The organism is uncultured Croceicoccus sp. (assembly GCF_947496385.1).
Lineage (GTDB): Bacteria > Pseudomonadota > Alphaproteobacteria > Sphingomonadales > Sphingomonadaceae > Croceicoccus.
This window is the reverse complement of the sequence record NZ_CANMCP010000001.1, coordinates 40,136-53,448: the sequence shown is the minus strand read 5'-3', so window position 1 is coordinate 53,448 and position 13,313 is coordinate 40,136. Positions and strand designations below refer to the sequence as shown.

The following is a 13,313-nucleotide window of genomic DNA, read 5'->3' as shown; positions in this document are numbered from 1 at the left end:
ATCTCGGTCATTCGAGATCGTGTCAATTCACCTCGCAAACCGCCCTTTGTTCCGATCAAACAGATGCGAACTGAGCGGTTGGGTGTCCGCTGTACAGGGCGACCTATTTGCTCCACGAGCTTCAGGGCCCACCCCTTCGCACTTGCAACATTTAGATTATAACATTACGGGCCACTAATCCATCGGACCCGGCCGCGCCGGGTGGCTCGGCCCGGCGCCTATCCCCGGGACAACCTTTCAGACCGGCATTCTGGCCGCACAAAGTGTTCGCAGCTGAGCGATGCTTCCCCGCATCGTGCCGGTCGTGTGAGTCGTGTTAGGGTTCACATGTTCGATATTTCCACGCTCAAGCGTGAATGGCTTTCCAATCCCCGGCGGGACATTCTCGCCGGCATCGTCGTTGCGCTTGCGCTCATTCCCGAAGCTATTGGCTTCTCCATCATTGCCGAGGTCGATCCCAGGGTCGGCCTTTACGCGTCGTTCTCGATAGCGGTCATCATCTCGCTCGTAGGCGGACGACCGGGCATGATCTCGGCAGCCACCGCAGCTATCGCGGTTCTCGTTCTGCCGCTGATCCAGCAATACGGCGTCGAATACCTCTTCGCAGCCACGATCCTGATGGGCATCATCCAGGTCATCGCTGGTTTCCTGCGGCTGCACTTGCTGATGCAATATGTGTCGCGCTCTGTGATTACCGGCTTCGTCAACGCGTTGGCGATCCTGATCTTCATCGCGCAGCTGCCGGAACTCACCGGCGTGTCGATGCTGACCTACTTGCTGGTCGCCGCGGGGCTGGCGGTGATTTACCTCCTTCCGCGGCTTACGAAGGCAGTTCCCTCCCCGCTGGTTGCAATCGTCATCCTGACAGCGGTCGTCTACTACATGGGCATGGATGTGCGCACCGTAGGCGATATGGGCGAACTGCCCTCGTCGCTGCCGTCGTGGCTGATCCCCGACGTTCCGTTTACCCTTGAGACGCTGCAGGTCATCCTGCCGTATTCGGCAACGATGGCGGCGGTGGGCCTGCTCGAGTCCATGATGACCGCCCAGATCGTCGACGATCTGACCGATACGGGGTCCGACAAGCAGCAGGAAATGAAGGGCCAGGGCATCGCCAACTTCTTCACCGGCTTCCTCGGAGGCATGGGTGGCTGCGCTATGATCGGCCAGTCGGTCATTAACGTGAAGTCGGGCGGCGAGACAAGGCTCTCGACCTTCGTATCGGGCGTCTTCCTGCTGTTCCTGCTGCTTGTGCTCGGCCCGCTGGTCGCCATCATTCCGATGGCGTCGCTGGTCGCGGTCATGATCATGGTATCGATCGGAACCTTCTCGTGGCGCTCGATCAAGGACATCCGAACAAATCCCTGGCAATCGTCGGTCGTGATGATCGTCACCGTCGTTGTGGTGGTGTGGACGCATGATTTGGCGCAGGGCGTGCTCGCAGGCGTGATCCTTTCGGGTCTGTTCTTCGCCAGCAAGGTGAAGCGGCTCTTCACGGTCGATACCGACCTCTCGGCCGACGGCATGACGCGGACCTACCACATTGCGGGCCAGGTCTTCTTCGCGTCTTCGGACCGCTTCGTGGAAGCTTTCGACTACAAGGAAGTGCTCGACCGAGTGGTGATCGACGTCAGCCGCGCGCACTTCTGGGACATTTCGGCGGTGGGAACGCTCGACAAGGCAATCCTCAAGTTCCGCCGCGAGGGCACGGCAGTCGAGGTGCGCGGGCTGAACGAGGAAAGCGCCGCGATGATCGAGCGCTATGCTATCCATGACAAGCCCGGCGCCGAAGCGCAGCTGGGAGGACACTGATGGGAGAGAAAGCAATGGAAAATGTCCTCGCGGCGATCGACGCGTCGGCCTACGCCACCAGCGTTTGCGGCTATGCCGGTTGGGCAGCGAGGCGGCTGTCCTTGCCGGTCGAACTGCTCCACGTCGTCCAACGGCAGGATGCCATCACGGCGCGCAAGGACCTGTCCGGCGCGATTGGCCTGGGCGTCAAGAGCGACCTAATGGAGGAGCTTGTGCGCCTTTCCGAAGAAGGCAGCCGCACCGAAATCGAGAAAGGCCGCGTGTTGCTGCAAGCAGGCGAACAACTGCTGCGCGGTGCGGGCGTCACCGAGGTATCGACATTGCACCGCCACGGCGGCGTGGTGGAGACGATCTTGGAGCGCGAGGATCACGCCCGGGTGGTGGTGATCGGCAAGCGCGGCGTCGGCCATGAATATGCCTCGGACCATATCGGCTCGATGATCGAGCGCGTGGTGAGGGCGAGCGAGAAGCCGGTGCTGGTCGCCTCGCGCGAGTATGCCGAACCAAAGCACATCGTCTTCGCCTATGATGCCAGCCCCGCCGCAGAGCGCGCGCTGGAGCGTCTGGCCAACTCGCCGCTGTTCGACGGTCTGCCGGTCACCATCGTCATGGCAGAGGCGGATGGCGAAGCGCAGCGTGAGATGCTGACCAGGGCAGAAGCGGCATTCGCTTCCGACCACCCCGTTACCGTCGTGATGGAGCGGGACAAGGCCGAAAAGGTCATTCCTGGCGTCGTTGCCGCCTCCGAGCATTCGCTGCTTTTGATGGGTGCCTATGGCCATTCGCCCATACGTCGCATGATCGTGGGCAGCACGACCACCGAAATGGTTCGCACGGTCAAGGCCCCGGTGCTGATGGTGCGCTGACGTGTCGATCGATCCTGCCACGTTCCGCAATCTCTTGCTGCAAAGGCTCGCCGAGCTAGACGAGCAGGATCGTATCTCCGCGAATGATCGCGACCCAGTCACGTTGGACCAGGAGAGCGTAGGTCGCCTGTCCCGCATCGATGCTATGCAGGTGCAGGCAATGGCGCTGGCGCAGGAACGCCGGCGCAAGGTCGAACGCGCAGGCATCGCGGCAGCTCTCCAGCGGATCGAGGAAGGTGAGTTCGGTTATTGCATCGAATGCGGCGACGAGATTGCCGAGGGCCGACTGCGGAACAATCCGACGGTGGTAAAGTGCCACGAGTGCGCTGCCGGGAATACCTGAGGCGGGGCGGTTCACGGTAGCTTTACCAGAGCCTGTCAAGTTCTTCAGCCATGACAGCCTATATCGAAAGCGACGGATTACGGCTGCGCCGCAAGGTGCGGGCCGTTGTATTGAACGAAGACGGTGAGGTGCTGCTCGTTCGCCCGCATGGATACCGCGATGGTGAATGGACACTCGCAGGCGGCGGGGTTGAGGACGGAGAGTCCCCGCTCGAGGCCATGCGTCGTGAACTGGCAGAGGAATTGGGCGTAGGTTTGGAAGCTGACCTGTCCGAATTACCGGTCACCAATCGGTTCGTCTATTCCGCAGAGCACAAGGCGAAACGGAACCTCGACCATGACGGACAGGACGCGGTTATGTTTTCGTGTCGGATCGGCAAGAAGACTCCCCTCCGATTGCAGGCTGAGGAGGTAGCGGACGCGAAGTGGTTTCCCGCGAATGACGCATGTGCTGCCTTGCCCGTTAAGCCTCAGCGTGATGTAATGGATGCGTGTATGGCCGAGATCGCAAAACGCGCCAGCGGTCGGTGAAAGCGACTTCTGCTGACCTTCGCATAATATGGTTGCAAAGGCCTAGACTGGCATCGCCAGGTGCCGACCGGCCTTGCTACGATGAACGTAATGCATTCGCCGAGATATCCTGTTCGGGATCATTGAGCTTCCCAGCTTCCTTGCGCTCCGAATAGCGGTCCACGAGTTGCTCGGCATGCGGGCGTAGTAGCACTGTGAACCGAACGAGTTCCTCCATGACATCGACAATGCGGTCGTAGAGCGAGGACGGTTTCATGCGGCCCGCCTCGTCGAACTCCTCGTATGCCTTCGGCACGCTTGACTGGTTCGGGATGGTGAACATCCGCATCCAGCGCCCGAGCAGCCGCAGCGTGTTGACGGTATTGAAGGACTGCGATCCGGCCGACACCTGCATGACTGCCAGCGTCCGCCCCTGGGTCGGTCGCATGCCCCCGATGCTGAGCGGCAGGTGATCGATCTGGGTCTTCATGATGCCGGTGATCTGGCCGTGCCGCTCCGGGCTGCACCACACCATGCCCTCGGACCAAAAGGCGTGCTCGCGCAATTCGTGGACGGCGGGGTGGTCATCCCCGCCGACCTGATCGGGCAGCGGCAGGTCGGAGGGATCGAAGATGCGCGTCTCTGCCCCGAACAGCTGGAGCAAGCGGGCAGCTTCCTCGACCGCGAGGCGCGAATACGAGCGCTCCCGCAGAGAGCCGTAAAGCAGCAGGATGCGCGGCGGTGGCTGGTCGTCACCGAGACCTTCGGCAGGGCGGGCATGGACGAAGGCCGGATCGAGCGCCGGGAAAGTGTCGGGATCGGGCAAGGGACGCAGACGGGACAAGGAAATTCTCCGAATTCGGGTCGTCAGCCACGCGGGCCGAACAGGATGATGGCAGCGCCGGCGAGCACGACCGCGCCGCCGATGAAGTCCCACCGGTCGGGCGCAGTGCCTTCGACAATCCACAGCCACAGCAGCGACGCGGCAACATAGACCCCGCCATAAGCTGCGAAGGCGCGACCTGCAGCGTCAATCGGAACGAGCGTCAGAAGCCATGCGAACAGGGCCAGCGACACCATACCTGGAAGCAGCCACAAGGGGCTCTTCTCCAGCCGCCACCAGGCCCAGAATGCGAAGCAACCGGCGATTTCGAACAGCGCCGCGAGCGGATAGACGAGGAACAGCTTCATGCGAGGCTCAACCGTAGGGCGAGCGCCGCCAGGGTCACCAGCAGGATCGGCGTCGTAAGCGTGATACCGACACGGAAGTAATAGCCCCAGCCGATCTTCACGGCCTTCTGTCCCAGAACATGCAGCCAGAGCAGGGTCGCGAGGGAACCGATCGGGGTGATCTTCGGCCCGAGGTCGCAGCCGATGACGTTGGCGTAGATCATGGCGTCGCGAACCGGGCCGGTGGCACTCGTGGCATCGATCGACAGCGCGCCGACGAGGACGGTCGGCATGTTGTTCATGCCCGAGGATAGCACCGCGGACAGAATGCCTGTTCCGAAGGCCGCGCCCCATATGCCGCCCTCGGCCGAGCGCTCCAATAGTCCGGCAATCGCGGTGGCAAGCCCCGCATTGCTCATGCCGTAGACGACCAGATACATGCCGAGCGAGAAGATCACGACCTGCCAAGGCGCTTCGCGGATGACTTGGCCTGTGGGAATGACGTGGCCGCGCGCAGCAATAGCGATGAGCGCCAGCGCGCCGACGGCAGCGACCGCGCTGATCGGCACGCCGAGCGGATCTAGCACGAAAAACCCGATCAGCAGCAGGGCCAGCACCACCCAGCCGGCGCGGAAGGTCGCCCGGTCATGGATCGCTTCTGCCGGAGCGCGGAGCTGTGCGACGTCGTAGCTGGCCGGAATGTCCTTGCGGAAGAACAGCAGAAGCGCTGCCAGCGTGGCGGCAATTGCGGCCAGGTCCACCGGCACCATGACCAGCGCATACTCGCCGAAGCCGATGTCGAAGAAATCGGCCGACACGATGTTGACGAGGTTGGATACGACCAACGGCAGGCTCGACGTATCGGCAATGAACCCTGCCGCCATGACAAAGGCCAGCGTCGCTTTGGCGTTGTATCCTAGCGCCCTGAGCATCGCGATCACGATCGGGGTCAGGATCAGCGCCGCGCCATCATTGGCGAAGATCGCGGCTACCCCTGCACCCAGCAATACCACGAGCACGAACAGCCAGCGACCATCGCCGCGCCCCCATCGCGCCACATGGAGCGCCGCCCATTCGAAGAATCCGGCACGATCTAGGATGAGGCTGATCAGGATCACCGCGACGAACGTGCCGGTCGCATTCCAGATGATGTCCCACACCACCGGGATGTCGGCGAGCGAGATGACGCCGGTGGCAAGGGCCACCAATGCTCCGCCCAGCGCGCTCCAGCCGATTCCGAGCCCGCGCGGCTGCCAGATCACCATCGTGATGGTGACCACGAAGATCGCGATCGCCAGCAGCATCAGGCGATACGCTTGCCTGCCACGTCCACGATCTGCTCGCCGTCTTCCTTGGTGAAGGCGCCCAGCTGGGGACTTGGCATAATGTCGAGCACCGCTTCGGACGGACGGCACAGGCGAACGCCCAGCGGGGAATCGACGAGTGGTCTGTTGATGAGGATCGGGTACTCCATCATCGCGTCCACCAGCGCTGTATCGCTCAGGCTCTCATCGCCGAGCCCCAGTTCCGCATAAGGTGTGCCCTTTTCGCGCAGCAGCTCCCTGGGACTGAGCCCGGCGCGCTCGATCAGGCTTTCGAGCATGGCGCGCGAAGGTGGCGTCTTCAGATACTCGATGACATGCGGCTCGATTCCGGCATTGCGGATCATCGCCAGCGTGTTGCGCGAGGTCCCGCATTCGGGGTTGTGATAAATGACGATATCGGTGGTCATTCAGGATTCCTGGGCCTTAGCGCTCGCGCCTTCTTCGCGGCCGATGGCGGCCAGTTTGCTGCGCACAGACATTTCGTCGATGCTCTGGAGCGGCAGCATCAGGAAGAGTTCGATCCGGCGTTTAAGATAGCTGAGCGCATCGACGAACGCCTGCCGCTGGCCATCGCCCTCGACTGCTGCGGGATCCTCGACGCCCCAATGCGCGGTGAGCGGCTTGCCTGGCCATACCGGGCAGCTCTCGCCCGCAGCGTTGTCGCAGACGGTGAAGATGAAATCGAACTCGGGTGCACCGGGCTTGGTGAACTCGCTCCAGTTCTTCGAGCGCAAGCCATCGGTCGGATAGCCGAAGCTATCGAGCACCTCGAGCGACATCGGATGCACTTCACCCTTAGGTTGGCTACCCGCGCTGTAGGCACGGAAGCGACCTCCGCCCATCTTGTTCATCAACGCTTCGCCCAAGATCGAGCGGGCCGAATTACCCGTGCAGAGGAACAGGACACTATAAGTCTGGTTAGGCACTGTTGGCTCCATCAGCAACAATGGGAGAGTTCGGCCACGAGCGGCTCGCAAAGCTCTGCGCGGCCCTCGCAGCAGTCCTTGGCGAGAAACAGCATCAGGTCGCGCAGGACCTCGATGTTCGCGCGCTGGATCATCTGCCGTCCCCGCTTTTCCGGCAAGACGAGGCCAGCGCCGACGAGGATCGCGAGATGGCTTGAGAAGGTGCTTTGGGTGAGACCCGAGGCGTCTACAAGCTGGCCTGTAGAAAGCCCTTCGGGCTCGCTGCGCACGAGACGACGAAACGCGTCAAGCCGCGTTGGGTGCGCGAGCGCGGAAAGTGCATCGAGTGCTGAGGCCGACTTCATTCATCGACAATTATCGATGGATTGCGAGGCCGTCAATTCCCATCGAGGTTTTTCGATGGATTGTGACGTGACCCCCAGCTTTCCCCCAGCTGGGATTAGAGCCGGGCAGTTGTTTTGCGCATAAGCGCGGTTGAAGCAATGGGCTGCGTAGCGGAGCCCGTAGGGCGTAGCGAAGCAGGCCATTGCTTATCCAGTTCAGCGGCGAACGCCGCCGGTGTTGCGTAACCGAGAGACGAGTGTGGTCGCTCCCGATTGTAGTCTTCGACCCAGGCCGCGATCTCGACACGGGCATGGGTCATGCTCAAGAACAGCGTCTCGTTGAGCAGTTCGTCGCGCATGCGGCCATTGAAGCTCTCGACGTAAGCCTTTTGCATCGGCCTTCCGGGCGCGATGTAATGCCACTCCACGCCGACCTCGCCGCACCATGCCAGCACAGCGTTGCTGGTGAGCTCGGTGCCATTGTCGCTGACGATCATGCCGGGCTTGCCGCGCTGTTCGATCAGTGCGGTCAGCTCGCGAACGACACGGCGACCAGAGATCGAGGTGTCCGGCACCGCTGCCAGGCACTCCCGGGTCACGTCATCGACCACGTTGAGCACCCGGAACCGTCTTCCCGAAGCCATCTGGTCGTGAACAAAGTCCAGGCTCCAGCGCTGGTTCGGCAGCGCCAGAACCGGAGCAGGTGCCCTTGTGCCAACAGCACGCCTGCGGCTTCGTCGTCGCCTCACTGCCAGCCCTTCTTCCTTGTAGAGCCTCTGGGTCTTCTTGCGGTTGATCATGATCCCCTCCCGGCGCAGCAGGATATGCAGACGGCGATAGCCGAACCGGCGACGCTGGTTGGCCAGCTCGCGCAGCTTCTCGCGAAGCTCGGCATCATCGTCCCGGGTGGAACGGTAACGCACGCTTTTGCGATCAGCATCGATAACACGGCACGCCCGCCGCTCGCTCATCCCGTGGCACACCTGGAGATGAGCAACAGCTTCCCGCTGCGCGGCGGGCGTCAGAACTTTTTTGCCAGAAGATCCTTCAGAGCAGCCTTGTCCAGCATCGCATCGGCCAGCAGCCGCTTGAGCTTGGCGTTCTCGCTCTCGAGCTCCTTCAGTCGGCGGGCATCGGACACTTCCATCCCGCCATACTTCGACTTCCAGTTGTAGATCGTCGCTTCAGATACACCGTGCCGCCGGGCCAGGTCAGCGGTCTTGGCTCCCGCCTCCGCTTCCTTCAGCACCCCGATAATCTGCTCTTCTGAAAACCTCGTACGCTTCATCGTCTGTCCTTCCTTCAAGGCCAGACTCTAATCGCTCGTGGAGGAAAATCAGGGGGTCACGTCAATTGTGGTCAGTTTATCGCAAATGATGATTGATTCTAGAGCGTCGATGCTCGGATCAAACCGGTTATAATACAAGACCGGACTGTCAGTCGACGGTCCAGAACCAGTCATTAGATAGTCGCCCTCACATTTTATGCGGACTTTGTAACGGGCCTCGGCATCGGGCGCGACCAGCCTTCTGGGTCCCCCTTAGAAAGTTAAGCAGCCATCGACGAAGCTTTTTCAGGAATCAGAACCAGCAATTATCTAGCTTTGGCATCGCGGATGCAAATCCGCAAAAACGGTCAGCCAACCATCTCCGCACAGCCGTCCGATCACGTTTTTATCCCGCAAATGCACATTTCCATAAATTGCGGGATAAATACGCCCGGAGCATCTATTGGCCCATCGTAACCTCGTCGCGCACCTCCGGGCTGATAGGACGCTCGACCGCCTGTTCCGCTTTCTGCAATAGCTCTGGTGTGAGATCGGTCGTCCGCGCGGGGAGTGGCGTGCCGTCGCCCATCTCACCGTTCCTTTCGATGTCTTCGATCAGCAACTTCATCTCTGCAATTTCTTTGACCTGAGCCTCAATGATCGAGTCCGCCAACTTGCGAACACGCGGATCGGTGATCTCAGCCCGCGCACTCGTCATGATTGCGATCGAATGGTGAGGGATCATAGCCGACATGTACTCTTCGTCGTTGACGGTCGCCTGGCTGCGGACCAGCCACAGCGCCACCGCAAAGACCAGCGCGCCTACGCCCAGGATGATGAAGTTCTTGGTCTTGTCCTTGTACATGCCCCACATGAAGAGGAGCATGACGATCATCATCATGCCGCCCATGACGAACGTCATCCAGAAGCGCGTCTCGCTCCAGAACACGTGATCAAGCTCGTATGTGTTTAGATACATCAGGCCGAACATGATCGCGGTCGACGTCGCCACCATCGCCATGAAGCGCCAGTAGTTGCCTCCACCACCGTTCTGCTGGTGATCCGCGCTGTGGTTGTCGGCCATTCAATCCTCCTGTTGGCTCATCGTCTTGTATACGTACTGGGCTGTGCAGCTGATCAGGATGAAACCTGTCAGCGACGCGATGCCCGCAATCACCCTGAGGTGATCGGTTGGATAGATGTCGCCCAAGCCCACTGTCGTCACGGTGATCAGGGCGAAGTAATAGTAATCCATAGCCGACATGGCCGGTTCCTTGGCGAACCCGCCAAGACCGAGCGAGGCGGCCCATGCAAAACCGGCCGCGAAAACAACGGCTACCATCATGTAGCTGATGAGAACGAGCAAAGAGCCGCCCGTTAGTCTCAGACCGGTCGGCGCAAGCCCCGGCGGTGAAAGCTTCTTCGCAAGTCTCAGCATGGCCAAGTGCAAGATCAGTGACGCAATAAAGAGTGAAATCCCGATTGCCGTTGCCGCGATCATGCCCGACCTTCGCTCAAGGTTGGAAGTTTGAGCCCACGAAGACGCAGGGCATTGGCGATGACCGACACCGACGAGAGGCTCATGGCCGCGGCAGCGATCATCGGATTGAGAAGAAGGCCAAAGGCGGGAAACAGCACGCCCGCCGCCACCGGGATGCCCAGCGCATTATAGCCGAACGCGAACACGAGGTTTTGGCGAATATTGCGCATGGTGGCGCGCGACAGCACGATAGCTTGGAGCACACCGGTCAGGTCGCCGCGGACCAGCGTGACACCCGCGCTTTCGATCGCCACGTCGGTGCCGGTTCCCATTGCAATGCCGACATCCGCAGCCGCCAGCGCTGGCGCATCGTTAATGCCGTCCCCCGCCATTGCAACGCGCTTACCGGAGGCCTTGAGCGCCTCGACTTTGCGATGCTTATCCTCGGGCGAGACGTTTGCCTCGACCTCGTCGATGCCGAGCTGGCGGGCCACGGCTTCGGCGGTGGCGCGGCTATCGCCGGTTAGCATGACCACTTCGATCCCGCGCTCGTGCAGCGCCCGAATGGCCGCAGCGCTTGTCGGCTTGATCGGATCGGCGACCGCGATCAGCCCTGCCGGTGCGCCATCGGCGGCCACGAACATCACGGTCTGGCCTTGGGAGCGTCCGGCTTCTGCGGACGCGAGCCATTCCGCATCATCGATACCGAGTCGCCGCATCAGTTTCTCGTTGCCAATGGCGACTTTCTGCGGTCCCACGCGCGCCTCGACACCCTCGCCGGTAGTCGACAACAGTTCCGACGCTGCCTCGAACGCCACGTCTCGCGCCTTGGCGCCTTCAACTATTGCGTGGGCGAGCGGATGCTCGCTCCCCGCTTCGACTGCGGCAACGGCGGAAAGGAACTCGGCCTCGTCGAGGCCCACTCGGGGAGTGACGGCTACGAGATCGGGCTTGCCCATGGTGAGAGTGCCCGTCTTGTCGACCACCAGCGTGTCGATCTTCTCAAGCGTCTCCAGCGCCTCGGCGTTGCGAATGAGGATGCCGTGCTGGGCGCCCTTGCCGGTCCCGGTCATGATCGACATCGGCGTTGCAAGGCCGAGCGCACATGGACAGGCAATTATGAGAACCGCGATCGCGTTGACCAGCGCATAGGCAAGCGCGGGGAATGGCCCCCAGATTGCCCAGACGATAAACGTCACGATCGCGATGACGACGACGGAAGGCACGAACCAGGCCGCGACCTGATCGGCCAGACGCTGGATAGGTGCCCGGCTGCGCTGTGCCTCAGCGACCATCTGGACGATCTTGGACAGCATGGTGTCCTTGCCGACGGCGCCAGCGCGCATGACGAAGCCGCCGGTCTGGTTGACCGTTCCGCCGATCACCTGGTCGCCGGCCTTCTTGGACACGGGCAACGGCTCACCGCTGATCATGGACTCGTCGATCGCGCTCGCGCCTTCGGTCACTTCGCCATCGACCGGCACCCTGTCACCCGGGCGGACGCGGAGCATGTCTCCGCTCGCCAATTGGTCGAGGGAGACTTCGCGTTCATCGCCACTGCCGAAGATCTTGAGCGCGGTCGGCGGCGCGAGTTCAAGGAGCGCGCGCAAGGCACTCGAGGTCGAGCCCCGCGCCCTGAGTTCAAGCACCTGGCCAAGTAGGACGAGCGTGGTGATGACCGCCGCCGCCTCGTAATAGACGCCGACGCGCCCCGAGTGATCGCGGAAGGCGGGCGGGAATATGTCGGGCAGGAGCGTTGCGACGACACTGAACAGGAATGCGATCGCAACGCCGAAGCCGATCAGCGTAAACATGTTGAGATTACGGGTCTTCAGCGACTGCCACGCGCGCTCGAAGAAAGTCCAGCCGCCCCACAGAACCACTGGTGTGGCGAGCGCCAGCTGCGCCCATTGCGCGCGTGCCGGTTCGATCAGCCGGTCGAAGCTGATCCCGGGCACCATGTCGCTCATCGCGTAGACGAACAACGGCAGGGTGAAGAGCGCGCTGATCCAGAACCGGCGGGTCATGTCGACGAGTTCGGGGTCGGGTCCATCTTCGAGGCTCACCGTCTCGGGCTCCAGCGCCATTCCGCAGATGGGGCAGCTTCCCGGTCCTACCTGCCGGATCTCGGGATGCATGGGACAGGTGTAAGTCGTCCCTTCGGGAACGTCCTCGACCTGCTTGAGATGCGCTCCGGACAGATAGTGTTCCGGATCGACAACGAATTTGTCCTTGCACCGCGCCGAACAGAAGTAGTGCGTCGCGCCGTCGTGCTCGGCGATATGCGTAGCACCCTCGATCGTCACGCTCATGCCGCAGACAGGGTCGATGGCGGTAGCTTCACCTTGGCCTTGGCCTGCGTGGTGGGTGTCGCAACAGCTCATGGATTGGCTCTTCTGCTTCGCAGGTGCGTATGACTGAAATCAGGGATAGGACGCGAACACCTCGCGGCGGCCGCTGCCGAACGCTATGACCTGATAGGGTTGCACTTTGCCCCCCGCTTCCATGCCGGGCGACCCGAGCGGCATACCGGCGACCGCTAGCCCTTCGACCCAGTCGGGCCTTTCCGCGAGCAGACGCTCGACGTCCGCGGCAGGCACGTGGCCCTCGATGACGTATCCATCCGCAATCATGGTATGACACGAACAAAGGTCATCGGGCACGCCGTTCTGCGCCTTTACAGACGCCATGTCGGGGTGATCGACCGTGGCGACTTCATGCCGGTCGCCCTGCCGCATGTGCGCGGCCCAGGCTTCGCAGCATCCGCAGCTGGGATCGCGATACATGGTGAAGCTGGCTGCCTGCGCCGCGCCCGTACAGGCTGCGAGCAACATCGTGCCAAGTATGGGGAGAAGCGGGCGACGGGTCAGATTTCTGCTTTGGCTCATCAGTTGTGTCCCATTGCTTTCATGTCTTCGTCGGACATGGTGGACATGTCGTGGCCGGCATGCGGATCAGCGGCGGGCGTTGCGGCTGCCGTCGGCGTGGGAGTTGCGACGGGTGCCGGCGCGACCTTGCGAGCGGAAGGCGCGGGCGCGCTGGTGGTTGCAGGCTGCGGACTCGACGCGGCGACTGGCGCATCAGATCGCGGCTCGGAGACTGGCTCGGTGACCGCCTCGGAAATCGCTTCGGAAGCGATCGGAGCCGGGGTTGCGGCAGCCGCCTCGGCTGCCGGAGTTTCCTCTTCCACCGGAGCAGCAGCTTCTCCGCACGCTGCCAGCGGAAGCAGGAGCGCGGGCGCAAGCAACGACTTACCGGCGAAGGCGAGATAATTGAGACGCATGGCAGGCTC

16 protein-coding genes and 1 other annotated feature are annotated in these 13,313 nt (G+C 62.0%); of the genes, 4 read left to right on the top strand and 12 right to left on the bottom strand.

Going from position 1 to position 13,313, the window contains the following annotated elements; translation table 11 throughout:
- Nucleotides 1-181 precede the first annotated feature (181 nt).
- Nucleotides 182-235: a sequence feature (sul1 is cis-regulatory element that is thought to sense ions involved in sulfur or methionine metabolism; They are found in Alphaproteobacteria), on the top strand.
- 92 nt (nt 236-327) lie between these two features.
- The 4 genes from Q0897_RS00315 (at nt 328) to Q0897_RS00300 (ending at nt 3,551) form a co-directional block, all read left to right on the top strand.
- A complete protein-coding gene (locus tag Q0897_RS00315; RefSeq protein ID WP_299306867.1) occupies nt 328-1,812 on the top strand; it encodes a SulP family inorganic anion transporter in 1,485 nt (494 codons plus the stop codon).
- Nucleotides 1,812-2,678 (top strand): universal stress protein, encoded by an 867-nt coding sequence (locus Q0897_RS00310; RefSeq protein ID WP_242404743.1) that lies wholly within the window; start codon nt 1,812-1,814, stop codon nt 2,676-2,678. Before Q0897_RS00315 ends, Q0897_RS00310 begins: the two co-directional genes overlap by 1 nt.
- Nucleotides 2,679-2,823: 145 nt before the next feature.
- Entirely contained in the window at nt 2,824-3,021 is a 198-nt protein-coding gene (locus Q0897_RS16090; protein WP_366519896.1) for a TraR/DksA C4-type zinc finger protein, read from the top strand.
- Nucleotides 3,022-3,071: 50 nt separating this feature from the next.
- Entirely contained in the window at nt 3,072-3,551 is a 480-nt protein-coding gene (locus Q0897_RS00300; RefSeq protein ID WP_052321957.1) for an NUDIX hydrolase, read from the top strand.
- 76 nt (nt 3,552-3,627) lie between these two features.
- On the opposite strand, the gene arsH is transcribed toward Q0897_RS00300, so the two are convergent.
- The 12 genes from arsH to Q0897_RS00240 form a co-directional block, all read right to left on the bottom strand.
- Nucleotides 3,628-4,374, bottom strand: a complete 747-nt coding sequence (arsH, locus tag Q0897_RS00295) for an arsenical resistance protein ArsH (RefSeq protein ID WP_299306862.1) — start codon at nt 4,372-4,374, stop codon at nt 3,628-3,630.
- 23 nt (nt 4,375-4,397) lie between these two features.
- Nucleotides 4,398-4,721, bottom strand: a complete 324-nt coding sequence (locus tag Q0897_RS00290) for a YnfA family protein (protein ID WP_039388511.1) — start codon at nt 4,719-4,721, stop codon at nt 4,398-4,400.
- The gene (locus tag Q0897_RS00285; RefSeq protein ID WP_039388513.1) at nt 4,718-6,004 is read right to left on the bottom strand and encodes an arsenic transporter; all 1,287 of its coding nucleotides are present in this window, start codon (nt 6,002-6,004) and stop codon (nt 4,718-4,720) included. The genes Q0897_RS00290 and Q0897_RS00285 overlap by 4 nt, the downstream gene beginning before the upstream one ends.
- Nucleotides 6,004-6,432, bottom strand: coding sequence for an arsenate reductase (glutaredoxin) (gene arsC, locus Q0897_RS00280; protein WP_039388515.1), 429 nt, complete (start codon nt 6,430-6,432; stop codon nt 6,004-6,006). Before arsC ends, Q0897_RS00285 begins: the two co-directional genes overlap by 1 nt.
- Nucleotides 6,433-6,963, bottom strand: coding sequence for an arsenate reductase ArsC (locus tag Q0897_RS00275; RefSeq protein WP_039388518.1), 531 nt, complete (start codon nt 6,961-6,963; stop codon nt 6,433-6,435).
- Complete coding sequence (locus Q0897_RS00270; RefSeq protein ID WP_039388519.1) at nt 6,963-7,295, bottom strand: metalloregulator ArsR/SmtB family transcription factor; 333 nt, start codon at nt 7,293-7,295, stop codon at nt 6,963-6,965. The genes Q0897_RS00275 and Q0897_RS00270 overlap by 1 nt, the downstream gene beginning before the upstream one ends.
- Before the next feature lie 95 nt (nt 7,296-7,390).
- Nucleotides 7,391-8,562, bottom strand: a protein-coding gene (locus Q0897_RS00265; protein ID WP_299306855.1) for an IS3 family transposase whose coding sequence is annotated in 2 segments (ribosomal slippage) — nt 7,391-8,310 and nt 8,310-8,562 — 1,173 coding nt in all. Because the reading frame shifts where the segments join, the coding sequence is not laid out codon by codon here.
- 439 nt (nt 8,563-9,001) lie between these two features.
- Nucleotides 9,002-9,556 carry a DUF305 domain-containing protein gene (locus tag Q0897_RS00260; RefSeq protein ID WP_340140827.1) on the bottom strand — a complete coding sequence of 185 codons (555 nt, stop codon included), beginning with the start codon at nt 9,554-9,556 and terminating at the stop codon, nt 9,002-9,004.
- Nucleotides 9,557-9,625: 69 nt separating this feature from the next.
- A complete protein-coding gene (locus tag Q0897_RS00255) occupies nt 9,626-10,042 on the bottom strand; it encodes an ion channel (RefSeq protein WP_039388525.1) in 417 nt (138 codons plus the stop codon).
- On the bottom strand, nt 10,039-12,405 hold the full coding sequence (locus Q0897_RS00250; protein WP_120107330.1) for a heavy metal translocating P-type ATPase: 2,367 nt from the start codon (nt 12,403-12,405) through the stop codon (nt 10,039-10,041). The genes Q0897_RS00255 and Q0897_RS00250 overlap by 4 nt, the downstream gene beginning before the upstream one ends.
- Before the next feature lie 39 nt (nt 12,406-12,444).
- Nucleotides 12,445-12,909, bottom strand: a complete 465-nt coding sequence (locus Q0897_RS00245) for a DUF411 domain-containing protein (RefSeq protein WP_039388531.1) — start codon at nt 12,907-12,909, stop codon at nt 12,445-12,447.
- Nucleotides 12,909-13,304, bottom strand: a complete 396-nt coding sequence (locus tag Q0897_RS00240; protein WP_120107333.1) for a hypothetical protein — start codon at nt 13,302-13,304, stop codon at nt 12,909-12,911. Before Q0897_RS00240 ends, Q0897_RS00245 begins: the two co-directional genes overlap by 1 nt.
- Nucleotides 13,305-13,313: the final 9 nt, after the last annotated feature.